Consider the following 24,932-nt stretch of genomic DNA (forward strand, 5'->3'; position numbering starts at 1 on the left):
ATCAGAACACTCGGTAGTTCTCAGCTAAGAGGCATTGTGCTGTCCCGCAAGGTATGACAGCGTAAGCACACTGTGTTGTCGATCCACAAGGCGTTACTTGACCGCGGCGATGCGCATTCTCTGGCGCAGATATTTGGCAGCAGACCTGTAGTGGCTGGGCCCTGCGGCCTCCGCCCAGCGCCCTGCCGTCCAGTTGTTGTTCGCGCCTTTCATCGGGCCACCATAAAGCTCTTCTTCCGATAGGCTTTCGATCAAGGCAAGCAGCTCGGCGTGATTGGATTCAAGCATGGATCGCGCCGCATCCCAAGTGAGCCCGGATTGCTGCTGCCTCAGATCGGCATTGTAGCGCTTGGTCTCGTTCCACTTGTAGCCTTTCGCCGGAAAGAAAACCTCCTTGCCTGCACGCCCATCCCTGAACCAGCCAAGATACAGTTCGATCCAGTGCGCCCTATGTCCGATGATATCCTTCGGCGAGGTCTCTTCCTCGTCTTTTTGAAGACGCAAGATCGCGGGTAGCTCATCAAGGATTTTCAAAAGCTTTTGCCATTCCTTGGTGCTGAGATCGAGTAGTTGCTGTTTTGATACTGCGGCCATGACAACCTCCTCAGGGCTGCATGCATATTCGAAAAACTTCACAGACCGGGCCTTGATGCAGGACAATCGAGCCTAAAGAATTCGGCCGCACCAGACCGTGCCGCGCGAGCCGCCTTGCGGGTCTTCACGAACAGGTTCAAATCCGCGCGCAGTCCAGAATTTCAATCCGGCCTCATTGGCTGCGCTTACACCTGCGTGCACTGCGCGGACACTCTTTTCCGCCGCACTCGCCCCCCAGGACGCCAGCAATTGGCTCCCGATCCCCTGACCTTGCGCTTGAGGCAGTAAATTCATGTGAATATGCGCAGGATAGGCCTGCACGATGTCAGCAGGTACCGGTCGCGGGTGATGGAAAAAGTTTATTCGATGGTCATCGGGCGTCCACATCGCCGGATCACCTTGTGGCTCGGCATACTGCTTGCGCAACTGAGGCCACCAATTCAGTTCCAAGTGGCGCTCAAAAGATCGGCTATCTGTCGCACCCGCCACATAACCAAGGACACCCTCTTCATCTTCGGCAACAAAACAGATCGCCTCATCAACGAAAAGATAAGGCGCTGCATAGATCAAGCCGATCAAATCAGGGTCCTGATATAGACTGGTCGCATCTTTGCCCGCGTTTCCCGTTCGCAAGCAGATAGATCTGACAGCGTTCATGTCAGACTTTTTTGCGGCACGTATCACAACCAACTTAGTCACCGATCCTTCAAACCATAAAGCCAATAGGCACCCTGCAGGTACAGTTTGCGGAGCGCCGGTAAGGGAAACCTTGTGAAGGGTCTTTGTAGCGGGGCAGGCAAATCCGTTTGGCGCAACTTGCCTGTTATCAACCCCGCGATCTTTTCGCCTGAAATTGACGCCATGGCGACGCCGCTACCGTGCCAGCCCATCGCGGCGTAAACACCATCCAGGCCCGGCACCTCTCCAACAAAAGGTGTCAATGTGCGCGCTATGCAGACGTGACCGTGCCAGCTGAAATCTGTTTCAGCATTCGACCAGGCAGGGAACATCGATTCAAAATCAGCGCGTGCGCGTTTCTGCATGGCACTTAACGAGGGTGCATTTTCGAAAATGCCACCCCGCGTTCCGAACAAAAACCGTTTGTCGGGCAAGAGCCTGAAATAGTGAAGAAGTATCCGGGTATCGGCGGCCATCGTGTCGGAGGTCCAGCCCTGTCCTGCCAGCTCCGCTTCACTTAAGGAGCGCGTGACCTGAATAGACGACATAACCGGCATCGTGCGCCCGTGAAGCCAAGGAGGGACGGTTTCATCTGAGTATCCATTGCTGGCCAGCACGACGTTCTTGGCCCGCACAAACCCGTTTTTCGTCTCAAGCCGCCAACGGTCACTGTCCCGGTCAATTGCGGAAACTGGCGTTTTGCCGAAAATTTTACCCCCGGCTCTGCGCACCCGTTCAGCGAGCGCCTGTACGTAGGCCATCGGGTTCAGGGCAAAGCCGTAAGGCACGTGCAGACCACCATGGAATGACGGCCCGCCGTAGCCCTCCTCAGTCAATTGCTCGCGAGACAACAACCTGGTCCTGATACCGAAGTTGGCTCTCAAAAACTCGGCTTCCGACTTGAGGCCGGTAACGTCCTTCGCTCGGTGCGCCAAATAGATCTCGCCCTTTGAATGACGGCTGGCATCAACACCCCAACTGTCCAGACGCTGTGCAACAAGATTGATACCAGCCACCTGAAAAGCCAGAAACTTGCGCGCTTCTTCCAAACCGAACTTTTTGACCAGCTGCCGCGCATCGAGCTTCGTGCCGCCAAGACAACAAAACCCGCCATTGCGCCCCGACGCCCCGTAGCCGACATGTTCAGCTTCGAGAACACACACCGAAATACCCAATTCAGCAAGCCGCAAGGCAGCGCTCAGGCCTGCGAACCCGGCACCAATGACCGCAACATCGAAGAAGGCGTTGCCGTGAAGTTGCCGGTCCTGTCTGGGCTGAGGGAGGCTTGCCTCCCAATAGCTTCCAATTGTTCGGCGTCCATCTGTTTGAACAGGGGATGGCTTGATGTCCATGTCAAATGCCCAGTCGGTCGCGCAATGAAAACCAGGTCATTGCCAGAACAAGCAAGGGAAAGCGGAGCTTGTCTCCTCCCGGGAATGCGGGAACGTCAAGCTTCTCAAACACGTCAAAGCGCCCTGAAATACCGCTGACAGCTTCTGCAAGGATCTGACCGCCAAGCGTTGCCATTGCAACACCGTGTCCGGAATAGCCTGCGGCTGTGAACATGTTTGGCGCCGGCCGGGCAAAATAGGGCATGCGTTTCGGCGTAATAGCAAGGGTTCCGCCCCAACCGTAATCGATGCCAACATCCTCAAGCTGAGGGAAAATCTCCAGCATGGGTGCGCGCACAAACGATTTGATGTCCTTTGGGAAATGGTAGCCGTAGTTCTCACCACCGCCGAACAAAAGACGTTTGTCACTGGACAGTCGAAAGTAGTTGATGACGAACTTGCTGTCGGCAACGGCAAGGTTGCCGCGAATGATCTGCTCGGCCTCCGTGGCCGCCAGTGGTTCGGTAGCGATGATGAAGTTGTTGATCGGCATTACGTGCGCTGCCGTCTTGCGTTCAAGACGGCCGAGATAACCATTGCAAGCCAGAATGGCATTGTCCGCCCGCACTTCACCACGCTCTGTTTTGATCAATATGCGCGGTTGTCCGTGGCTTTCAATTTCTGTCACTCTGGTCTCTTCAAACAACAATGCCCCCGCAGCCTCCGCGGCGCGGGCCAGTCCGAGCGCAAAATTCAATGGGTGAAGATGGCCCGCTCCCTGATCGAGTGTGCCGCCAAAATATTTGGGACTACCGACATGCGCTCCGATTTCGTCCGGACCGATGTATCGGATGTCTTCGTAGCCGTATTGGATACGCAGATGTTCGACATAGTCCCGGCTCTCTTCCAGAAAGCTCTTCCGGTGATCAGCATGCAGAATGCCAGGAGCGTAGTCGCAGGCGATCTGATGGCGCACGATCAGTTTTTTCACAAGGGCCTTGGATTCTTCGGCAAGATCCCAAAGCAATCTGGCGTGAGATTTTCCGTGCCGGTCTTCCAGAACGGTTTGTTCAACACGTTGTCCGGACCCGACCTGTCCGCCATTGCGGCCAGAGGCGCCCCAACCAACACGGTTGGCCTCCAGAAGCATCACGTTTTGTCCGCGTTCTGCGAGATGAAGTGCCGCGGAAAGACCGGTATAACCGCCACCGATCACACAGGTGTCGCATGTCCGAGCGCCTTCCAGCGGTGCGTGTGATGTCTGCCTGCTGGCTGTTGCCGCGTAGTAGGAAGGCGCATGCTGACCGGGGTTGTCATTTGCCGTTAGGAGGTCAAGCGCTGTCAACATGTCCGAACGCAGGCTCCTCTTGGATACGTGTTGGTTGTAGCGCCTCAAGTTACGTCAACATCTCTCGTTCAGTGACCATTTTCAAGACCAAATAGCGGCACCAGGCTCAGGTTTCGCTTGATTTTGCAAGCTCTTGAGGCTCCCTTAACGGTATGTGTGCGATGCCCGTCTCGTTTTTATCCGAAGGAAAGGCAAAATTGTGCTTGGACCTGTTGAGCATCCCTGGTTTGACCCTCTCTGGAGAAGGATCCTGCTGGTTCTCTTTTGCGGAGCCTGGGCCGGAATGGAGTATTATCTTGGGAACATAACCTGGGTCTATATCATTGGCGCGATCACGGGTTATGCAGCTTGGGCTTATCTGATCGGATACAAGGGACCAGACGACCCCTCACGCAAAACACGACCGCGTATGGATGACAACGACGGGTAACCCCCTGATGATCGAGATCTGTTTCCGTCACCTGAACGCACTTCTGCCAAAGTCCCGGCTTTTGGCCGTGGTATTAATGGTGATACCGCTCACGGCGGCGCCGCTTCAGGCACAACAGACAAATGCGCCTAAATCTGCCATTCAGGATGTCTTGAACAAGCGCTGTGTGGTGTGCCACGGCTGCTATGACGCGCCCTGTCAGCTCAAGCTTTCCTCTTCTGACGGTTTGTCCAGAGGTGCAAGCAAAACAAAGGTCTACGATTCAGCACGGCTTGACGATGCCCCCATGACACGCCTCGGGATCGATGCAAAGACCGCTCCCGAATGGCGGCAAAGGGGTTTTTTTGCAATCACCGAAAGCAACAATGGGCAGTCGGTTCTCGAACAATTGCTGCGTGCAGGGCGCAACAACGATTTTAAACTCGGTGCCGCCTTGCCTGATCGGCTGAACATCAGTCCGCTTCGCAAGAACAGTTGCCCGATGCCGTCGGAGATGGGCGACTATCTGGATGATCACCCTCTGGGCGGAATGCCGTTTGCAACAGCGCCTCTTCCGGATGCGGACTATCAAAAGCTGCTCTCGTGGGCAAAGGCGGGTGCACCGCCGGACGAGACTCCAACCGTCCTGCCAGAAAAAAGCATCGAACACATCGAAAAAATCGAGACATTTCTGAACAACGGACAGTTGAAGGCAAAACTGACCGCTCGCTATATTTACGAGCACCTGTTTTTGGCTCACCTGCATCTGGAAGATGACACGTCGAGGACCTTCTTCCGGCTTATCCGCTCGCGCACGCCAACCGGCGAGCCACCGGATGAAATAGCCTCGCGCCGACCATTTGATGACCCGGGTGGAGACTTCTTCTACAGGCTCGTTCCTCTTGGTGACACGATCCTCCACAAGGAGCATATTGTCTACGAGATCGGTCCGAAGCGTTTGGAGCGCTATAAAAGCCTGTTCCTTGCAAGCGACTGGGAAATAGACGCGCTTCCTCATTATTCGATCGACGCGGGTGGAAATCCGCTATCCACATTCCGCGCCATTCCGGCCCGCAGCCGCTATCAGTTTCTGCTCGACGATGCGCTTTATTTCGTCCGTTCTTTCATCCGGGGTCCGGTCTGCTACGGACAGGTCGCCGTCAATGTGATTGAAGACCGGTTCTGGGTGACCTTTCTTGCTCCGGACGCGGATCTGTCGGTTACCGATAACGCCTATCTTGAGGAAGCAATTCCGATCCTTGAGCTTCCGCTTGCGAAGGTTGAAGGCAAGATATCGGACCGGCTGAAAAGCTTTCTGACACTCGGCCCAATCAAGTACCAGGAACTGCGCCAGTCACGCTATGCGGCCGAGACCGCTCAAAATGGTGGGCCAACCTACCGGGACATCTGGGACGGCGACGGCAACAACATCGATGCACGTTTGACCGTTTTTAGAAACTTCTCTTCCGCGTCGGTCGTCCCCGGGTTTAGCGGTGCTGTTCCGGAAACTGCCTGGGTGATCGATTTTCCACTCTTTGAACGGATCTACTACAACCTGGTGGCTGGCTTTGATGTGTTCGGCAATGTCGAACACCAGCTGACAACACGGATCTATATGGACAGCCTGCGCCGTGAAGGAGAGCGCAATTTCCTGGCCTTTCTGCCCCGCGACCTGCGTGATCCCCTTCATGAGAGCTGGTATCAGGGGCCTCTGGTTTCGCTTGTTGACCGGTGGAAAGAACGTAAGCTTGATACGTCATCACCAACCGGAATTCGTTTTCAGACAGGTCAGCCAAAGAGCGAGTTCCTGACAGAGCTTTTGCAGATCGAACCGCGGCTCTGGCCTGTCAGTGATCCGATCAACCGGTGCTCGGCCGGTCAGTGCGCAGCGACAGATACAATCGAGGGCCGGTTGCGCCCACTTACAGCAACCCCGGCTCCCTTTGCCAAATTCCTGCCGGATATCGCATTGATGCTGGTGGAAACGGACGCAGAGACGAAGATCTTCACGCTCGTGCATGACAAGGCGCACAGCAATGTCGCCTTTATTTTCAACGAAGATCTTCGCAGGGACCCGGAAAATGACGGCCTGACAGTTCTTCCGGGCCAGTTCAGCAGTTATCCGAACTTTGTCTTCAAGGTCTCAGACGCCAATGTGGCTGCCTTCGTGGATGCTGTAAGAGACGTTCGAACACAAAAGGACTATTTGAGAGTTGTCGAACAGTTCGGCATCCGGCGCACCGATCCAAGTTTCTGGAGCATGCTTGATTTGGTCCAGGCAGGTCTTGATGCCCAGGACACCATTCAGGCCGGTCTACTGGACATCAACCGCTATCGTGATCCCAAGCCGCTTGATCCGATCGAACGGCTGTTTGAATACACGTTTTCCGTCGACTGATATCGCCTCTGAATGAAAGCAATTACACACTGCGAAGTTCATCGATCATCCAGTTACAAAAATTCTGGGCTGCTGGTGCAAGTGCCTTTCGAGGTCCGGAAGTGACCAGATAGTAGCTGTGACGGCTGTTGATCCGCCGGTCGCAAGACCTGATCAAGCGGCCCTTATCAAGATAGGGTTGTGCAAGTGTTTCCAGGACGAGTGCATGACCGTGCCCCAATGCTGCGAGTTCAAGCGCAGACAGCGTCTGATCAACCTGGAGGCCATTGCGCGCTGGCACCTCGTGCCCGTAGCCGCGAAAGAAGCTCTCCCAGGTATCGATTACCCCCATGATGTCGAGGCGTGGTGCAGCTCCGAGGGCTTCAAGGTCGTGTCTGGTCGCGGGAATCGACAAGTCGGGATGGCAGACGGGAATGATCGGGTCGTTCTGTAGAAACTCCACAATACCATCGGTCCAGGTTCCGTCGCCGAAACGAATATCGATATCGAACAGTTCCGGATTGAGCGTTTCAGCCCAGGACGCCGAAATCATCTGGAGATCAACGTCTGGATGAAGTTCCCGGAAGCGCTTGATGCGCGGGATCATCCAGAGCTGGCCAAAGCTGTTGAGGCATCGGAACCGGACCGGTTGCCTGTTGCGCTCGCCGAACACGGAGACGGTGGCTATCGATAGATCGGAGAAGGCCTTTTCGACTGTGGGCAAATAGGTCTGACCTAACCGGGTCAATACAAGTGTGCGGTGCAGTCTCTCAAACAGCGGATAGCCAAGCTGCTGTTCAAGTTGGCGCACCTGATAACTGATCGCAGCCGGTGTGATCAGCAACTCTTCCGCGGCACGTGTGAAATTTCCGAGACGCGCACTCGCTTCAAAAGCCCGCAACCAGGACAAGGGCGGAAGGTCATACGGCATCCAAATAATCCGTTGTTCGCTGCACCTCGACGCAAGAGGGACCCGACAGGTAAATGTGCAGACTTGTGCGAATACTTGATTTCCTACAAATTTTTTCGAAGTTACACCAAATAATTTTTCGCTTCATTTTTTTATCCTCTCGCCGAAATTTATCGAACGAGCAAACAAGCCGACGGCGCATTGCATGCAAACGGTTGACTTCATCATCGTCGGGGCGGGATCCGCCGGATGCATTCTGGCCGAACGCCTGAGCGCGGATCCCAACGTCTCCGTGCTTTTGCTAGAGGCTGGCGGCTCCGATACATCGCCGTGGGTGTCGATACCCCTTGGCTACGGCAAGTTGAACGGGGACGCCAAACGCACCTGGCAATATCAGACCGAACCTGACGGTGGCCTCGACGGTCGCTGCGCATGCTGGCCACGGGGGCGCATTGTCGGTGGATCGGGCTCGATAAATGCGATGGTTTATTGCCGGGGCCTGCCCGGTGATTTTGAGGACTGGGAAACAGCAGGCGCGCAGGGTTGGGGCTGGCAAAGCGTCAAACCGGTCTTCGAACGGCTCGAAACCAAAGTGTCAGCGGACGGAAAGAAGCACGGGCAAGGCCCCATAAAGGTGCAGAACGTCGCCGATCAGATCCACAGCATCAACCGCCATTTTCGAACCGCGGTCCAGGAGGCGGGATTGCCCTGGTGTGACGATCTGAACGGTGACAATCCGGAAGGTGGCGGTGTCTATCAGATCAACACCAGCAACGGACAGAGGTGCTCTTCTGCGCGGGCCTTTCTGCGCCCTGCCCTAAAACGCCGAAACCTGAGTTTGCGCACGAATGCACAGGTCAAACGTATTCTTTTTGAAAACACAGAAGCCACCGGCATTGAACTGCTTGATGGCCTTCGGTTCTTTGCACGACGGGAAGTCATCCTGGCTGCTGGAGCGATCGGCTCACCTCAGCTTCTTCAGGTTTCCGGTGTCGGACCGGGCAAACTGCTGAACGAATTTGGCATTCCAATCATCCGGGCCAACGACAATGTCGGTGGCAATCTGCAAGATCACCTGTCCTCGAAGTTTACGTTCCGCGCAAAGGAACCGACATTAAACGCAGTGCTGCGCCCGGCAATCGGTCGGACATTCGCGGCAATCCAATATGCCCTGACGCGCAAAGGTCCTCTATCGCTCTCGGTCAATCAGTGCGGCGGTTTCTTCCGCTCAAGCCGCGAATTGAACCGGCCGGACCAGCAGCTTTATTTCAACCCGATCAGCTACCAGTTGGTGGCCGACAAGGATCAGACCCGGCTGGCCATCGACCCGTTCAACGGTTTCATTATCTGCGCGCAGCCAACCCGTCCGACCAGCCGGGGGCATATTGCCATCAAAAGCGCTGATCCCGCTGTTCCACCTGCTATTCAACCGAATTCGCTTTCAACCGAAGAAGACCGCCTGGCCGTAATTGATGGCGGCCGGCTCTGCCGGAGGCTGATGGCAAGCGACGCCTTGAGCGGACTTGTCGAAGGACCGGTTGCACCCGATCTCGGTATGCTCGATGACGAGGGCATTCTTGCTGATTTCAAGTCCCGCGCGAGCACTGTCTACCACCCGGTTTCCACGTGCCGCATGGGAGGAAATTCAGAAACGAGCGTCGTCGACAGCCGCCTGAAGGTTCACGGCGTGCAGCGCCTGCGTATCGTTGATGCTTCGGCCTTTCCCAATATCACTTCGGGCAACACAAACGCCCCGACCATGATGCTGGCCCTGAAGGGGGCCGATCTCATTCTTGAAGATCAGAAGAAAGCCATTTGATGACAGCTCAAACAATCGCCGACGACTACCTTTCCAGCGGACAGCTGAGAGCGCTGCCCGAAGGTCATTTCATAAACGGAAAGCTGACGCCGGCTTCAAACCGGAAGATGCAGAGCTTCGACCCAGGATTTGCCGAACCCTTTGCCGAGTTTTCACTAGGCAGTGCTCAGGACCTGGATCACGCGATTGACACCGCTGAAAAGGCCGCCAGACACTGGCGGAAAGTGACACCTGCAGAGCGCTGCCGCGTACTCAACAACGTTGCCCGCCTATTTCGCGATAATGCCGACCGGCTGTCGGTGATTGAAGTTGTCGACAGCGGCAAGACCCTTTCGGAGGCGTCCGGTGACGTCCAGGCATCCGCGCGCCTTTTTGAATATTACGCAGGTGCAGCCGACAAGCTTGATGGCAGATCTGTCAATTTGGGTCCAGACCAGACCGCTTTTACAGTGCGTGAACCGGTCGGCGTGACCGGGCATATCATTCCCTGGAACTACCCGACCTCGACCTTTGCCCGCGGTGTTGCTCCTGCTCTTGCGGCCGGATGCTCAGTTGTTGCCAAACCAGCCGAAACAACACCCTTCACCGCACTGGTCATGGCAGAACTGCTTTCAGAAGCCGGCGTGCCCGATGGGCTCGTGAATGTCGTGACAGGCCTCGGCACCGATGTCGGTGCAATGATGGCACGGGACCCGCGCATCAAACAGCTTACCTTTACAGGTTCGGTTTCAACCGGTGTCAATGTTGCTCAGATCGCGGCACCGAATGTCACGCGCCTGACGCTGGAACTTGGTGGCAAGTCGCCGTTGATCGCCTTCGAAGATGCAGACCCTGAAAAGGTGGCCGACGGCGCTTATTGGGCAATCTTCTCCAATTCGGGTCAGATTTGTTCAGCTGGATCGAGGCTTGTTTTGCATTCATCCTTGCGCGATGAAGTGCTGGCCCTGCTGATGGAAAAAGCTGCCCGGATCAAACCCGGACACGGCCTGTCGCATCCCGACATGGGCGCAATCAACTCCGACCTGCACCTCTCGCGGATCCAGCGTCATGTTGAAGCGGCCAGGGCACGCGGAGCCAATATCCTGACCGGAGGCAGCGTCACGACGGATGAAAGAACCGGGAAAGGCTGGTTCTTTGAGCCGACGGTTATTGCCGACCTTTCCCCTGACGACCCCGCTGTGCAGGAGGAAATCTTCGGTCCAGTGCTCTCGGTACAAATGTTCAACACGGAAGATGAGGCGATTGCACTTGCGAACGGCACCGACTTCGGTCTGATTTCAAGTGTCTACACAAGAGATGTCGGTCGCGCGATGCGCGTTGCCAGCGCAATGGATTGTGGCCAGGTTTCGATCAACGACTATTGGGCCGGCGGACTGGAACTGCCTTTCGGAGGAAATAAAAAATCCGGTTATGGCCGTGAAAAAGGCTGGGAAGGGCTCGACGCCTATACCAAAGTGAAATCCATCACTATCAGCAATGCCAGCTAGGCGAGATCCATGAAACTCGACCAAATCGAGACATTTGTCGTCGCAAATCCTCCTCCCCGTCATGGAGGCCGCTATTTCATTTTCGTCAAGCTGGTCACCGGTTGCGGGATCACAGGCTACGGCGAGATCTATAACGCCACCTTCGGGCCTCATCTGGTGGCTGCGATGGCGAAGGATATTTTCGAGCGCCAATTCCTGGGCGCCGATCCGCATCATATTGAGAAGCTTTGGCACAAGACCTATGGCGCTGGTTATACACAGCGACCTGATGTCACCGTCATGGGAGTACTCTCCGGCCTCGAGATGGCGTGCTGGGACATTATCGGCAAGGCAGCCGGAAAACCCGCATATGAATTGCTCGGCGGAAAAGTTCATGAGCGACTTCGGTCCTATACCTATCTTTATCCCGCCGACGGTGACGTCTATCCAGATCCCGAGCAGCCGAATGTCTACAATGATCCGGCTCTGGCAGCGGACGCGGCAAGCAAAGCCGTTGAACAGGGGTTCACGGCAGTCAAGTTCGATCCCGCCGGTGCATACACGATCTTTGACGGTCATCAGCCGAGCCTCGATGACCTGGACCGATCCGAAGCCTTCTGCAAGTTCATTCGCGAGGCTGTCGGCTCAAAGGCCGACCTGCTTTTTGGCACTCATGGCCAATTTACAGTCTCGGGAGCCAAACGCCTTGCCAGGCGCATAGAGGCTTATGATCCACTCTGGTTCGAAGAGCCTATCCCGCCTGAAAAGCCGGAAGACATGGCTAAGGTTGCCCGTTTCACGTCGATCCCTGTTGCGACCGGTGAACGTCTTTGCACGAAGTACGAGTTTTCACGCGTTCTGGAGACAGGCGCAGCCAGCATATTGCAGATGAATCTCGGCCGTGTCGGCGGGCTCCTGGAAGCCAAGAAAATCGCCGCCATGGCGGAGTGCCATTCCGCCCAGGTGGCACCGCATCTTTACTGTGGGCCACTTGTTGCACTTGCCAACATTCAGCTGGCCACCTGCAGCCCCAATTTTCTGGTCCTGGAGTCGATCCGCACATTCGATGGCTTCTATACTGATCTTTTGACGAAGCCGATCTGTTGGGAAGGCGGCTATGTAATCCCATCAACCGAACCGGGTCTTGGACACGACCTGAATGAAGACGTCGCGCGATCACACCCTTACGAGGGCAACGAACTGCATCTCGGTCTTCAGGAAGTTCCAGCGCTGCCTCTTTGACCTGGTCCGTTTGGCCGCCAGTATCGACTGCGAGTCAATCCTGTTCTGCCGGTGGCAAACACCAACCGGATGATAAATCAATGTGTTGAATGGAGTGGTCTTCGATCATGTCGCCATAACCTTCCGGCAGGAAGGACCGATCCCATTGATCGCCAAACCGTTGTTTGACGGACTTCATGTCCGACCACAGAGACGCGAATATGAGCCTGTTTTCCTGCACGCTTACCTCGCGACCGAAGAAGTATCCTTTGTTTCCCGGCTCATTGCGGACGACATCAGCTGACGTCGTGGCAAACTTTGCAAGAAGGCTGTCTACACTTCCATCTTTGACCCTGACTTGGAACAACCGCAAAATCGGGCCCTGCTGAGTTTTGTTCGAGGCCATGCACTTTCCTTTTTCTTTGCCGGATGACGAAAAAATCCTGTTCTCAATTCAAACCCTCCATGCAAATGAACTGCATGATCGAAAGGTCAAGAAAATGCCTCTGGTATACAGCGATTAAAGCGGTCCAAAGACTGAGGAGGGCAAAAACCGCGAATAGGCAGGCCACGCCCCATAGAATAAGGGACCTGTTAGGCACTGCTCACGGCTCCCTGAAGTCTGCTAAATTTGGAAGTTAGTGGTTGCTCATCGATCGGAAGGTGCAGAAATGCAGCCATGATGCCGGCCAGAACCACGCACCACCACATGATGTCGTAGTTGCCTGTCTGCTCGAATACGAGCCCACCGAGCCAGGCACCCAGGAAGCTTCCAATCTGGTGCATGAAGAATACGATGCCAATCAGTGTCGCGAGATACCGGGGGCCAAAGACCTGGGCAACGATGCCGGTGGTAAGCGGTACTGTTCCAAGCCAGGTAAAACCCATCACCACGGCGAACAAGAGAGTTGAGACATCAGAGGGCGGCAGCAGCACGAAGGTGGCAACAGCGACTGCCCGTGCCAGGTAAAGACCTACAAGGATCTTTTTCTTGCTGATGTGATCGCCAACGACACCGCATATGAACGTTCCGGCGATGTTGGTCGCACCTATCGTCGCAAGAGCAGCGCCACCAAGCCAGGCTCCCAGGTTTCTGTCCAACAGGTATGCCGGCAAATGTGTCCCGATAAATGCAAGCTGGAACCCGCAAACAAAGAAACCGAGCACCAGCAATACAAAACCTTTATGCCTGAGCGCCTCGAAGAGTGCTTCGGTGAGCGACTGGTCTGTCCCCTGAGCCTCAATGCGCCCGGACAGCATCGGTGCCAGCAAGCAGATCGTCACTGCGACAAGACCCAGGCTGACAAATGCTAAGGACCAATTCACGCTGTCGATCAGGCTCAATGTGACGGGAACACTTAGAAAGATCCCCAGGGAGCCGCCCAGTGAGGCAATGCCGAGCGCCGAGGTACGTCGTTCTGGAGGAAATTTGCGTCCGACCGCACCCAGGACCACAGCATATGTTGTTGCGCTGAGACCGATTCCGACAAGGACACCTAATCCCAACACCAATCCAAGCGCGCTCGAAACGGCCGACGCGCACAGACCCTGACGGAATAGATTGTTCAATATGCCTTGGTCCAACTTTCGATGGAAAGACGGTTCAATCGATCGCAAGGAAAGACTTATTCAGCCGCCAAGAGCACAGGACCCGATTTTGCGAAAGAAAGCCTCAGGTCCGACCCCACTTCCAGCGTCTGATCCACATTGTCCTGCACCGCAAAGACCTGACCGAACTCGCCCTCAAGTGTGTATTCCATTCGAACACCGACATAGGTCGCCTTGGCAACGCGCGCAGGCATGCCTTCAGCTTCCCCCAAAACCAGCCGTGACGGTCGCACAGCAATGGATGCAGCGCCTTTTGACAAACCGCGCGAGGCCAGCTTGTAGCGGTACCCGCAAACCTCCACAGTTGCGGTTTCGCCCTGGACGTCCATGATCTCGCATGGGATCAAATTCGCTTCGCCAATGAAATCGGCAACGAATGCATCAACCGGTTGGTCATAGAGCGCCCGCGGCGTGCCGATTTGAGCAATCGATGCATTGCGCATGACGACAATCTCATCTGAAACCGCGAGTGCTTCCTCCTGATCGTGCGTGACATATACCACCGTCAAGCCAAGATCTTGCTGGATTGCCCGAATGTCTTCGCGGACCTGTCGGCGCAATTTTGCATCAAGGTTCGACAAGGGTTCGTCAAACAGCAGCACCTGAGGCTCCAGAACAAGAGCACGGGCGACCGCGACACGTTGCTGTTGACCGCCGGACAATTCGCTTGGCAAACGCTCGCCGAAGCCCTTCAAACCGACCAGTTCCAACCCTTCAAGCGCCCGGGATCGCGCTTCGGCCTTGTCGAATCCTGAAAATGTCAGGCCATACATCACGTTTTCCAGAACACTCATGTGCGGAAACAGTGCGTAGGACTGGAACACCATCGACACATCACGATCCGTTGCCGGCAACCTTGTGACCTCTGTATCCCCGATGAGAATGCGCCCCGAACTGGCCATCTCCAGTCCCGCGATCATGCGGAGCGTCGTGGTCTTGCCACAACCGGATGGGCCCAGAAGCGTTACAAGTTTTCCCGCTTCGATATCCAGGTCGATGTTGTCGACTGCGACCACATCCTTCCCGAAAACCTTGGACACCTTTTCGAACCTGACCGGCGCGGCCTTGCTGCGAATGTGTGTTTCGCTCATGTCGCCCCCTTCATTTCGACGTGTTTTCGACGCCCGATCTGCACACGGCCAACCAGCAACTGCAGCAGGCCGACGGCTGCCAGCATGACAAAGATCAGTGTTGTGGAATAGGCAATGGCGAGACCGTAGTCGTTGTTTTCCACCCGCCCGATAATGTAACTGGTCGCCATGTCATATTCTGCTGAAACCAGAAAAATTACAGCGGAAATGGCAGTCATCGCCCGCACGAAACTGTAGACCAAAGCGGCCAGGATCGCTGGCCGCAACAAGGGCAGGATCACTCTTCGGAAGGTTTGCCATGAATTGGCTCCGAGCGTGAGCGAGCTCTCGTCGAGCGACTTGTCGATCTGCGACATGCTTGCGATCCCCGCTCGCACGCCGACCGGCATGTTCCTGAAGATGAAACTCACGACGAGGATAATGCCCGTTCCGGTGATTTCTATCGGAGGCACGTTGAAGGCCAAGATGTAGCTCACACCGATGACCGTTCCGGGAATGGCGAAGGACAGCATCGTGCCGAACTCGAACGAGTTCTTGCCGGCGAAATTCTGCCGGGTCAGCAAATAGGCTGTCACCAATCCAACGGCCGCCGTCAGCGGTGCCGCAATGGCAGCTATGGTAATTGTTGTCCAAAAACTGTCCCAGGCAGCGCCGGTCCAGCGTATCCCTTCTTCGGCAAACCGAACCGAGAACGCTGTCACGTAGTGCTTGAATGTCAGAGAATTGTTGACGCCCCAGAGCTCAACAACACTGCCATACATGATCATCGCATAGACCACGGCGGTGAAAGCGGCCCAGGCAAGCGCAAGGGTCAGAACCGGGACCGCAAGGCCTTTTGGCATCAAAGGGTGTACGCCCGCATCTCCCTTGCCAGAGACTGTCGTGTAGCTCTTCTTCCCCAGCCAGGCCCGTTGGGCGTAAAACGCCGAGAGCGTGAAAAAGAGCAGAACCATTGCGAGCACCGCTGCACGCCCTTGATCATATTGCGCGCCGACAATGGCAAAGAAAATCTCGGTCGACAAAACATCAAAGTTTCCGCCCAGAACCAGCGGATTGCCGAAATCGGCCATGCTTTCGATGAAACCGAGCAGAAATGCGTTTGCGAGCCCCGGACGCATGAGCGGTAAGGAAACAGTTCTGAAGGTCTGCCAACGGTTTGCCCGAAGCGTCTGCGCGGCTTCTTCCATTGAAGGAGAGACGCCTTCAACAACACCGATGAGGACCAGAAAGGCAATCGGCGTGAATGCAAGCGTCTGGGCAATAAGCACTCCAGGCAGACCATACAGCCAACGCGTCGGCTGCACGCCAAACAATTCGGAAATATAGACCGTAACCGTGCCGGAAAGACCAAAGAGCAATATTAGCGCTAGTCCAATGACGAATGGCGGCGTGATGATCGGCAACACCGTCAGTGCCCGCATCACTCGTTTGTAACGGAAGCCCGACCGGGTCACGACGAGCGCAAACGCAAGGCCCAAAAGCGTTGTGATCAATCCAACCAGAACAGCGAGAAAAAGGGAGTTCCATGCTGCTCCGCAACGCGCACCAGCCAGGCAGCCCAGGCCCCAGATCCGGTCGTCGAAGAACTTGTCGAAAAAGACCAAAATCGAGTAAGCGCCGTCATCTGTGACGAAGGCGGCAAACAGCATTTTAGCAATTGGAAAGAAGACAAATGCCGTGACAATTGCGATGACGCCACCAATGGCACTAACGACAAAGACATCGCCGTTGACAGCTCCGCGCGCCGCGATGCCTTGCGTCAGCAGAAAAAGGTAGGCTGACGCGCAAAGCATCGCGCCGTATCCCATGCCAAACTGCCGATCGTCCAACGGGCCGAAGGCCGCATTCATCCATTCGAAATTGTACCCGCGGATGCCAATGGAAAAACCCTGGGCAATCATCCACGCAAAGCCGATCGATCCGGCAAGCACAAGCAAACGGGCATAGGCCGGATCCGACTTTGAGCACCGCAACGCAAACAGCGGAAGCACCAGCGGGATCAAAAGGGGTGCCAGCCACAGTTTTTCGCCCTGTGCGATCAAAAACGCGGCAGGCGCATAGTCGTCGTTGAAAGGGTAGCCGTCGATCAGCCACTCAAACGACCAAAAGCCGTCCTCAATGCCGTACCAGGGCAGCAGACAGAAGCCTACCCACCCGGCAATGATCCAGAAGATCAGAACCGGGGGAGCTTTATTTGGTTTGGTCAAAGTCACTTACTGCGGCAGCGTGGATACGTCCTCGTCCCATTTCTGCAAGAGGCGCTTACGCTCATCCGACGACCCATATTTCTTGAAGTCGTAGTCGATCAGCTTGATCTGGCTCATGTCAGGTGCGCTATCGGAGGTCTCCGCACCTTTGTTGGACGGCACCTGGAACGCGTTCACCTCAAGCGCAAGGTTTTGGGCCTCAGGGCTCAACGCCCAGTCATAAAACTTCTTTGCCTCGTCGATGTTGCGGGCACCGTCAATGATCGACATCGACCCAATCTCGTAGCCGGTTCCTTCGCACGGGGCGACGACTTTCACCGGGAAACCGGAGACGGCCTGCTTGACGGCATCATGCATGAAAACAATACCAATGGTGTTTTCGCCGCGACCGGCAGCCTTGATCGGAGCGGAACCGGATTTGGTATACTGGTTGATGTTGGCGTGGAGGCCCTTCATGAATTCAAAGCCCTCGTCCTCACCAAAAATCTGCACCATGGAGGCAAGCGTCGTGTAAGCGGTGCCGGAAGAGTTCGGGTTTGCCATCTGGACATGACCCTTGTATTCGGGTTTCAGAAGGTCCTTCCAACATGCCGGCTCCGGCAGATTGTTTGCGGCCAGAAGATCGCTGTTGTAGCCGTATCCGAGTGCACCGGAATAGATCCCGATTGTCCTGTTTCCTGCGCTTTCAGCCTGGCTAATTGCCCAGTCGTGCAGCTGATCCCGCATGGGAGAAACATATTCGGCGGTCAGGCCTTCCTCAGCAGCTTGCAAATGCGGATCACCGGTGCCACCCCACCAAACGTCTCCTTTTGGATTGGAAGACTCGGCGCGGATCTGTGCGAAGGTTTCACCTGAAGACTTGCGTGTCATATTGACGTCGATGCCGGTTGCATCTTCGAAACTGCGCGCCATCAACTGGCACCAGTCCTCCTGAGCACTGCAGTAAAGGGTGAGTTTGTCGGCGTGAGCCATCGATGCGCTGGCTGCAAACACCACAAGCGAACCTGCAAAAACTGCGGCTTTTCTGTTCATTTCTGTTCCTCCCTGAACATTGTATTCCAACCGGTTTTCCGGCTTTCTTTTGGACCCCAACAACGTTTCGCGAAGTCTCACGGGGCAAGGCAAGCGCCAATTTGGATCGATGTCTCCACGCTTCGTTGCGGTAAAACCGATATTGTGAGCCGCTTGCAGGCAATTGGGTAAAACCCAACTGTTTGAGCATTCTCCTTGATTTTCAGACAGCACCCTCAACGCTGGTCAGACCTTGGGTTTCCGGAACCTTCACGGTTGAATACCCAAGAGACAGGTCATTCTTGCTGGACCTCCGTCCTTTTTCGGCTCCCTCCCGATCGTCTTTGCTTGAACGGCGGTTAGAGCTCCGCCAACCCGGAGTTTAGTCACTGCTTTCAACGCCTTCGTCTTGGGACTTCTCCCTTGTCATCCGTCCCTGAAGCCGACATTTTTTGGCGACGTTGTTTGTTCAATCACCCTGGATGCGTCGCTGTTTTCCGAATGCCGAAAACTTTTCTGACAGACACTTCCTTCTGGCATCGATTATCAGCATCAGCTTGAAGGCTTTGCAACTAAATTTATCCAAAACACTGAGTTTCTTATAAAAAAAGATTAGTAAGCAAAATAAAGAAGCTGATTTCCATTACCAGAAGATGAGGTTACCACCGCCCGGCATCCGGCAGTTGGTAAGGCTGAGGGCCTTGATGCATCAAGGTTCACCCGTTTGAAAGCAACAGCTGCGACCCCTGAAAGGCAATCAGATGAGCGGGCGAATTGTTCGACTGAAAACCAACCGACCTCAATGAGGGACTGCCCGATCCCGGGAGTTGTTCGGCATGTCATCGCCCAACCTTGGAAGGGCGCTCCCATTCCAGGGACAGGCATGCCTTGTCACCTCTTCTTCAGGCCCATTGCCAAACACCGACAAAGGTTTGCTTACCCAGTTTTTGCCCCTCTAGCCGGTACATGTGCTGGAAGAAGGCATTGTCAGACAGTCGACGAAGCAGAGCAGCAATGATGGCGGTGGCCGCAATGGCAAAGCAAAGCCGTCCGACCAGCACACCATAAACATCGGCCCCTAGAGCGATCATCAAAAGCGTGTCTTCAATAACGCTGTGCGCAAACCCCATAAACACGCAAGACACAAAAACCTGCCGCGGTGACACCGCGCCTGACCGCGCTTCCCGGATCAGCAGGCCGGCGCCATAAGAGATGCCCAAAAACAGACCCACCGCAGTCAGGTATCCGGCTTCACCGCGAATGCCCGCAAGGCGCAGAACCGGTGCCAAGGCGGACATGATCCATTGCAAAACCCCGGTCACCTTCAGGACTTCCAGGAACCAGAAAAGAGCGACAAGGACGACCAGCATCCAGATCATGGCCTGGGCGAATCCGAAGAAAAACTCGAACCAGTCCGGTGTGGTGCTTAAGGGTATCCAGGCAGGTGCAACCGGAGCAGACAGCCATCCCGTCATTTGCAGTACCGTGTGCAACAGAAATGCATAGAGGAGCCCTCCCACAATGCGCAGCGTTGTCGTGACGGTCATGCCGGGGCCAGCCATCCGGATGATTTTCTGCTCAACGGGCAACCCGTGCGCAAACAAAACAAGCGCAGAAAAAATTGTGACGTCCGCAACACTCAAGGACGAGACGGGCACCAGTGTGAAGAGAAGCGGCACAGCCCCCAGATCCCAACCAGCATGGCGGTCAGCCAAGCCAGGCCAAGCTCTGAAGGGAGGCCGACAAGGTTCATAACAGGTGCGAAGACTGGCGCGACCACTTCGATCACACCCAGTCTCGAGAGCACCTCGGCTCCGATTGTTATAGGTATCATAACACGCGCCAGGACCCAGTAGATCTCAATTGGTTCAAGCGTTTTTCGGAATATTTTTGCGATGACCGACATTCAAGGCTCCTAAAAAGTTGCCTCAGTCCTAGCTTGGCTCGCTTCGAATTTGTGGTCTAAAATTGCATGATCTTGCAATTTTATTGCAAAGATTTGCTGAATGAATAGGCTTTTCAGATGGACCGAATAGACCGTAAAATATTGAACTTCATCCAGCACGATGCTTCGCGCACGAATGTGGAACTGGCAGACAAGGTAGGTCTCTCGCCGTCTACCTGTCTGCGCCGCGTGCAGCGGCTCAGAAAAAACGGTTTTATCGATCGCGTGGTCGCCATTTTGAACCCCGCCAAAGCCGGACGGGTCATCAAGGCTATTGTAACCGTTGAACTGAAACTGCACGGCGAACAGCATATGCGCCGCTTTCTGGACAGCGTGGCTGCAGAAGAAGCCGTCTCCAACGCTTATGCGGTTACGGGTGCAAGCGATGTCGTCCTGATGCTTCGATTGCGGGACATGGAGGAATATGACCGTCTGTGCGAGCGTCTGTTTCGCGACCAAAGCAACGTCGCCCGTTTCTTCACAATGGTGGTCATCAAGACCGGCAAGGAAGAAACCGCCGTTAGTCTCTGACATGCTCTTAGAGAGTAGATGATCTTCTCCATCGGCCTTCGACGTCGGCAAGGTTCATGAGCGGCACATGAGACTGAATTGAAGGCAATGGATTATCTGCAGTCCGGTGCGAGGCTGACAGACCAACGTCGTCAAAGCGCTCCCGCTCCAAAGAGGTTGAGAGCACTTTTGGAAAAACGCAGGCTACCTCAACGCGGCACGAGTGCTACCCCTTGCTCGCCCCGAGTGTGAGCCCGGCCGTGAAGTGTTTTTGCATCAGAAAAAACAAAATGACCGGCGGCAAAGCAGCCAGGAGCGAGGCTGCGGAGACCAGATGATGACGACTGACGAACTGTCCATTCAAGGACTGTATTGCCGCTGTTATCGGGCGCGTATCATTGCTCTGGGTGAGTGAAGTCGCCCAGAAAAAATCATTCCAGACGAATGTGAAAACAAGGATCATCATTGCGGCCAGGACCGGCTTGATCAACGGCAATACAATACGCAAAAAGATCTGTCTTTCGCCGACGCCGTCCAGCCTTGCGGTCTCGATCAGCTCAAACGGAAGTTCCCTGATGAAATTGCGTGCCAGCAAGGTGCAAAATCCGGTTTGAAACGCAGCGTGAAACAAGACCAGACCGGTCGCAGTGTCATAGAGCCCGGTCTCCAGAGCAAGATTGCGGACCGGGACCAGCAGGATTTGAAACGGGACAAAATTTCCGGCCAGAAAGAGCAAAAACACTGTCGCGCCAATCCGGATTCGATGGATTGCAAGCGCGTATCCCGCCAGGGTGGCAATGCAGACAGCCAAGAGCGCGCTTGGTACGGTAATGTTGATCGTATTCAGGAAATGGGAGACAAAATCGGACTCAGTCAGGACTGCACCATAGTTTTGAAAAATCTGGATCTCCGATGGCCACCCCATAATGTTGCCGCGCGTGATATCGGCTTGTGAGCGAACAGACGTTACAAACACCGCCAATAGAGGCAGCAACCAGACAATTACGCAGACAGGTAAAAGCAGATTGTAGAGGTACCTTGTGACCGCCGGCGCATGTTCGATGGGTTTTGGAAACATCGCCTAGTCTTCCGCCTCTGACTTGAGCGTTCGCCAGATGAAGATGCTGAGCACCGTCATGGTCAGCAGGAAGAGAACAACGGCTATGGCTGCTCCATATCCCTGACGGGTGCCGTATTCAGACAGGGCCTGCTCATACATGAAATAGGAAAGCACCCGTGATGAGCCGTAGGGCCCGCCATCTGTCATGATCACAATGAGGTCGTATGACCGCAGTGCGCCAATAGCCGTCACAAGGAAGGCAATGAACGTCGCCGAACGCAATTGCGGAAGGATGATATAACGCAGCAGTTTCCATCCCTTTGCATTGTCTAGTCTTGCCGCTTCGATCTGGTCCTGTGACAGATTGCAGAGCCCTGTCAGGTAAATCAGGGCGCAAAATGCGGTCTGGGGCCAAAGGCCCGCTGCAATCAGGCCGAAATTGACGAGACCTGGCTCTCCCAGAATTGCAGGGGGTGCTGCCCCCATCCAGTCCCAAAGTTTGCCGACCAGCCCAAAGCGGGGGTCGTAAAACCAAGTGAAAATCAGGCCGACAACGACTTGAGAGATCACAAAGGGAAAGAAAAAGAGCGACCTGTAGAGCCAAACGCCTGGAGCGGTCTGATTCACAAGCAAAGCGATCCCTAGCCCTGCCGGCAACGCCAACATGAAGAGGCAAAACCAGAGCAGCGTGTTTTGAACAGACACATGGAACCTGGGATCTTCAAGGAGTTCCAGATAGTTGCTTAACCCCACCCACTCGGCTTTGTTCGATGCGCTGAACAGATCCGCTCCCGTCATATCGAAGAACGAAATCCAGATCGAATGCGCGATGGGATAAAGAACAAGAACGGAAAAAACCAGAACCGCGGGTGCCAGGAAAAAATAGGCTTTCACATTTCGTGGCACGGAGGGAAAAGAACGGAAAACCGTCTGACGTTCAGCGCGCCCAGCAGCCATTGAGACATTTGTCACGGCTTGCCTGACCGCTGTTCAAACCAATCGAGAGCCTTCTGCATCCAGTCGGCCGGCCAGGTATGGTCACCATCATACAGGCAGAAACGAACCGCGCTGTCTTGCCAGAAACGGCAACTCATTTCAGCCGAGACGGCAAACCCGTCCGGTGTATGGCTGTCAACCGCAACTTCCCGCACCAACTTGAGCCCTGCGAAAACGTCACCAGTGCTGACAGGTCCGTAACTCAAACCCTCAAGCGGCATAACGGTGTCTGAGAAGGCATGGATCTGGAAAAGTTGAACGGGTTCGACGCAGGTCTTCGGAAGTGGCGTCCACATAGCGCCGTTGAGAACGACAAATCCGGCAAAGCCTTGTGGCGAATGGCAGGCTGTATCCAGAACGGCGGAACCTCCCATTGAGTATCCAGCAAGCAGGACGCGACTCAAATCCAGAGACAATTCGCCGGCGAGATCTTGAACCGCCGCTCTGGCAAAATCGGCTTCGTTGCGCAACGGGTGTTGCCCGTCGCGCACCGACCAACCATTCTTGGCTCCCTCAAAATTCCGGGTCATTCCGTTCAGCGCGAGAAACACATATCCACGCTCCAACGCAGCGTTGACAAGATTGCGATCCACCTCAATCGTGTTCGCTGCCGAGCTGCCGTAACCATGAAAGTAGACCACGACAGGCAATTGGGAGCCGATGATGTCAGGTGCCTCGTAGCGATAGGTACCTGTTTCCAACCTGCAATCACTTGCATTCCCGCAAGCATTGGCAGCGCCCCCAGGACCAGCACAAAAGCTGCATAAAATATGGGATACCAGCTTCTCATTGTACCTCCTCCAGGCAAAAGAACCCCGTCCCGGCGACAGAGCCAGGCTTCAAAAAATCAATCAGGAGATTGCCGTCAGTTCACTTCAGGCAGGCATCCAGAAGTGTCATTGCAATACCGACAGAAATGTCCGGCCTCGCTTCCAGCATTGAACTCGAGCCGATATGTTCCGTTTCGACGCAGCAGGCGACCACATCCGTCCATTTGTTCAGTTCAATCGGTTTCATTGGAGTTTCCGACATGCGTGTCAGCGTCACATAGATTTTTCTGCGAAGTTCCGTTTTGGCAAGCTGCCGGCCTTCAGAAATCAGACACTCGGGCGTCGCCAGAATGCTGTGATTGTCGCGATTGAATTTGTAGTAACTCAGAAGAAACGTTTCGCATTTCGCTCGAATTGCATTCGCATCTCCCTTGATCCATTCCGGTTCATAACTTGAGCAAACGGCGCGATATCCTTCGTCCAAATGAGCAAAGATCAAATCCCCGATTTCCGGAAAGTGGCGATAGACAGTCCCTCTTCCCAAGCCACTTTGCCGGACCACGTCCGACATCGTGGGAAGCTTGGCGTTGCCTGGTCGCAACAGACTGGCAAATGCCTGAAGTATTGTGCGTCTATTTTCCTGCGCGTCGCTTCGGGTCATCAGTTTCGCTTACTTAAGTGGACACTTGTCCGTTTGTCAAGTCCAGCCTGAACCAGTTGGAATTCAAAGGACCGATTGAAGGGGGGATGAGCCTCTTCTCTGGTAATTTGATCCTGCTCAGGACAATGTTCCGGTATGTGCCAGACTTGCGGAAAATACACCGACCCTACCGGGACGGGCACCGTCTTCACCCTCGTCTTTCAATCATGGGCCAAACACTAGTGACACACGCACCGCTGCAAAATCGAGTCTTGCCGACAGGAGAAATCGTTTCAACTTCCTTCCGGGGGACAATCACCGGCAATCGCGGCATTCTTGATCTCGATGCGCAAGGCCGGTTGGGCACAAGCCGCTGGAAACACAAGCATTGGATCATTTGCAATCTCGTTCATCCGCGCGGACGCTATCACGGGCCAAGACCAGCACGCGGATGGACACCGTTGTTTTTCTTTGACGAAGCGATTGCGCTTGCCGCGGGTCACCGGCCCTGCGCCTATTGCAGGCCGAAAGCCTACCGCGCATGGGTCAAGGCCTGGTCCAAGGCGCATGGAGGCGCGTCCGGTCACAAGGAAATCGATACCGCGTTGCATTCTGCCAGAGTAACACGCATGCGCACCCAGGTTCGTCATGAGGCCTTGCTGCGTGACCTTCCAGATCACGCATTTGTTCTTTATCGGGATCGCCCGCACCTGCTGCTTAACCGTTCGCTTTATCCATTTGAATCCGGCTCGTATGGCACGGCAGTTCAGAGCCCCTTTGACAGCCTGCAGGTTACGGTCCTTACGCCTCGCCCGACATTGGCTGTTTTGGCGGCAGGCTTTGAGCCCGAAACCAGCTCAATACCTGACAGCTAGAACGACACTTGTCTTTGCCGCTTTGATCTGATGACTGGTGCATGTTTGCGTTTGGATCAATCGCCG

21 protein-coding genes and 1 pseudogene are annotated in these 24,932 nt (G+C 55.0%); 7 read left to right on the forward strand and 15 right to left on the reverse strand.

Features of this window, described 5'->3' with window-relative positions; translation table 11 throughout:
- Window positions 1–93: 93 nt before the first annotated feature.
- The 4 genes from ACZ1HV_RS08665 to ACZ1HV_RS08680 form a co-directional block, all read right to left on the reverse strand.
- Complete coding sequence (locus ACZ1HV_RS08665) at window positions 94–594, reverse strand: ClbS/DfsB family four-helix bundle protein (protein ID WP_472717833.1); 501 nt, start codon at window positions 592–594, stop codon at window positions 94–96.
- 72 nt (window positions 595–666) lie between these two features.
- Entirely contained in the window at window positions 667–1,173 is a 507-nt protein-coding gene (locus ACZ1HV_RS08670) for a GNAT family N-acetyltransferase (RefSeq protein ID WP_472718418.1), read from the reverse strand.
- Between the two features lie 116 nt (window positions 1,174–1,289).
- The gene (locus ACZ1HV_RS08675; protein WP_472717834.1) at window positions 1,290–2,624 is read right to left on the reverse strand and encodes an NAD(P)/FAD-dependent oxidoreductase; all 1,335 of its coding nucleotides are present in this window, start codon (window positions 2,622–2,624) and stop codon (window positions 1,290–1,292) included.
- A gap of 1 nt (window position 2,625) precedes the next feature.
- Window positions 2,626–3,951, reverse strand: a complete 1,326-nt coding sequence (locus ACZ1HV_RS08680; protein ID WP_472717835.1) for an NAD(P)/FAD-dependent oxidoreductase — start codon at window positions 3,949–3,951, stop codon at window positions 2,626–2,628.
- 199 nt (window positions 3,952–4,150) lie between these two features.
- Here ACZ1HV_RS08680 and ACZ1HV_RS08685 point away from each other — a divergent pair, with 199 nt between their 5' ends.
- Both ACZ1HV_RS08685 and ACZ1HV_RS08690 read left to right on the forward strand, forming a co-directional pair.
- Window positions 4,151–4,381 (forward strand): DUF3329 domain-containing protein, encoded by a 231-nt coding sequence (locus ACZ1HV_RS08685; RefSeq protein ID WP_209006670.1) that lies wholly within the window; start codon window positions 4,151–4,153, stop codon window positions 4,379–4,381.
- A gap of 7 nt (window positions 4,382–4,388) precedes the next feature.
- Window positions 4,389–6,758 (forward strand): fatty acid cis/trans isomerase, encoded by a 2,370-nt coding sequence (locus ACZ1HV_RS08690; protein WP_472717836.1) that lies wholly within the window; start codon window positions 4,389–4,391, stop codon window positions 6,756–6,758.
- 22 nt (window positions 6,759–6,780) lie between these two features.
- Here ACZ1HV_RS08690 and ACZ1HV_RS08695 read toward each other — a convergent pair whose 3' ends face one another.
- Window positions 6,781–7,668, reverse strand: coding sequence for a LysR substrate-binding domain-containing protein (locus ACZ1HV_RS08695; protein WP_472717837.1), 888 nt, complete (start codon window positions 7,666–7,668; stop codon window positions 6,781–6,783).
- Window positions 7,669–7,852: 184 nt separating this feature from the next.
- On the opposite strand from ACZ1HV_RS08695, the gene ACZ1HV_RS08700 reads away from it, so the two are divergent.
- The 3 genes from ACZ1HV_RS08700 to ACZ1HV_RS08710 are packed head-to-tail and all read left to right on the forward strand — an operon-like array spanning window position 7,853 to window position 12,174.
- Entirely contained in the window at window positions 7,853–9,466 is a 1,614-nt protein-coding gene (locus tag ACZ1HV_RS08700) for a GMC family oxidoreductase (RefSeq protein ID WP_472717838.1), read from the forward strand.
- Complete coding sequence (locus tag ACZ1HV_RS08705) at window positions 9,466–10,953, forward strand: aldehyde dehydrogenase family protein (protein ID WP_472717839.1); 1,488 nt, start codon at window positions 9,466–9,468, stop codon at window positions 10,951–10,953. Before ACZ1HV_RS08700 ends, ACZ1HV_RS08705 begins: the two co-directional genes overlap by 1 nt.
- Before the next feature lie 9 nt (window positions 10,954–10,962).
- On the forward strand, window positions 10,963–12,174 hold the full coding sequence (locus ACZ1HV_RS08710) for a mandelate racemase/muconate lactonizing enzyme family protein (protein ID WP_472717840.1): 1,212 nt from the start codon (window positions 10,963–10,965) through the stop codon (window positions 12,172–12,174).
- 34 nt (window positions 12,175–12,208) lie between these two features.
- Here the strand turns inward: ACZ1HV_RS08710 and ACZ1HV_RS08715 are convergent, their stop codons facing one another.
- From ACZ1HV_RS08715 to ACZ1HV_RS08740, 6 genes and pseudogenes are all read right to left on the reverse strand, one after another.
- Window positions 12,209–12,559 (reverse strand): putative quinol monooxygenase, encoded by a 351-nt coding sequence (locus tag ACZ1HV_RS08715; protein ID WP_298813613.1) that lies wholly within the window; start codon window positions 12,557–12,559, stop codon window positions 12,209–12,211.
- Window positions 12,560–12,747: 188 nt separating this feature from the next.
- A complete protein-coding gene (locus ACZ1HV_RS08720; RefSeq protein ID WP_472717841.1) occupies window positions 12,748–13,722 on the reverse strand; it encodes an MFS transporter in 975 nt (324 codons plus the stop codon).
- 56 nt (window positions 13,723–13,778) lie between these two features.
- Window positions 13,779–14,852 carry an ABC transporter ATP-binding protein gene (locus ACZ1HV_RS08725; RefSeq protein WP_472717842.1) on the reverse strand — a complete coding sequence of 358 codons (1,074 nt, stop codon included), beginning with the start codon at window positions 14,850–14,852 and terminating at the stop codon, window positions 13,779–13,781.
- Complete coding sequence (locus ACZ1HV_RS08730) at window positions 14,849–17,059, reverse strand: ABC transporter permease (protein WP_472717843.1); 2,211 nt, start codon at window positions 17,057–17,059, stop codon at window positions 14,849–14,851. The genes ACZ1HV_RS08725 and ACZ1HV_RS08730 overlap by 4 nt, the downstream gene beginning before the upstream one ends.
- A gap of 6 nt (window positions 17,060–17,065) precedes the next feature.
- The gene (locus ACZ1HV_RS08735; protein ID WP_472717844.1) at window positions 17,066–18,091 is read right to left on the reverse strand and encodes an ABC transporter substrate-binding protein; all 1,026 of its coding nucleotides are present in this window, start codon (window positions 18,089–18,091) and stop codon (window positions 17,066–17,068) included.
- Window positions 18,092–18,972: 881 nt separating this feature from the next.
- Window positions 18,973–19,976 (reverse strand): annotated as a pseudogene (locus ACZ1HV_RS08740) (nucleoside recognition domain-containing protein).
- Window positions 19,977–20,093: 117 nt separating this feature from the next.
- On the opposite strand from ACZ1HV_RS08740, the gene ACZ1HV_RS08745 reads away from it, so the two are divergent.
- Window positions 20,094–20,546: an Lrp/AsnC family transcriptional regulator gene (locus ACZ1HV_RS08745; protein WP_472717845.1), complete on the forward strand. Its 453-nt coding sequence runs from the start codon at window positions 20,094–20,096 to the stop codon at window positions 20,544–20,546.
- 205 nt (window positions 20,547–20,751) lie between these two features.
- Here the strand turns inward: ACZ1HV_RS08745 and ACZ1HV_RS08750 are convergent, their stop codons facing one another.
- From ACZ1HV_RS08750 to ACZ1HV_RS08765, 4 genes are all read right to left on the reverse strand, one after another.
- The gene (locus ACZ1HV_RS08750) at window positions 20,752–21,603 is read right to left on the reverse strand and encodes a carbohydrate ABC transporter permease (protein WP_472717846.1); all 852 of its coding nucleotides are present in this window, start codon (window positions 21,601–21,603) and stop codon (window positions 20,752–20,754) included.
- A 3-nt stretch (window positions 21,604–21,606) separates the two neighbouring features.
- A complete protein-coding gene (locus ACZ1HV_RS08755) occupies window positions 21,607–22,557 on the reverse strand; it encodes a carbohydrate ABC transporter permease (protein WP_472717847.1) in 951 nt (316 codons plus the stop codon).
- Window positions 22,554–23,282 carry a CE1 family esterase gene (locus tag ACZ1HV_RS08760; protein ID WP_472717848.1) on the reverse strand — a complete coding sequence of 243 codons (729 nt, stop codon included), beginning with the start codon at window positions 23,280–23,282 and terminating at the stop codon, window positions 22,554–22,556. Before ACZ1HV_RS08760 ends, ACZ1HV_RS08755 begins: the two co-directional genes overlap by 4 nt.
- A 169-nt stretch (window positions 23,283–23,451) precedes the next feature.
- Window positions 23,452–24,012, reverse strand: coding sequence for a TetR/AcrR family transcriptional regulator (locus tag ACZ1HV_RS08765; protein ID WP_298983573.1), 561 nt, complete (start codon window positions 24,010–24,012; stop codon window positions 23,452–23,454).
- Window positions 24,013–24,263: 251 nt separating this feature from the next.
- On the opposite strand from ACZ1HV_RS08765, the gene ACZ1HV_RS08770 reads away from it, so the two are divergent.
- Entirely contained in the window at window positions 24,264–24,866 is a 603-nt protein-coding gene (locus ACZ1HV_RS08770) for a hypothetical protein (RefSeq protein ID WP_472717849.1), read from the forward strand.
- Window positions 24,867–24,932: the final 66 nt, after the last annotated feature.

The sequence above is a fragment of the Roseibium sp. JB4-4 genome, assembly GCF_055693425.1.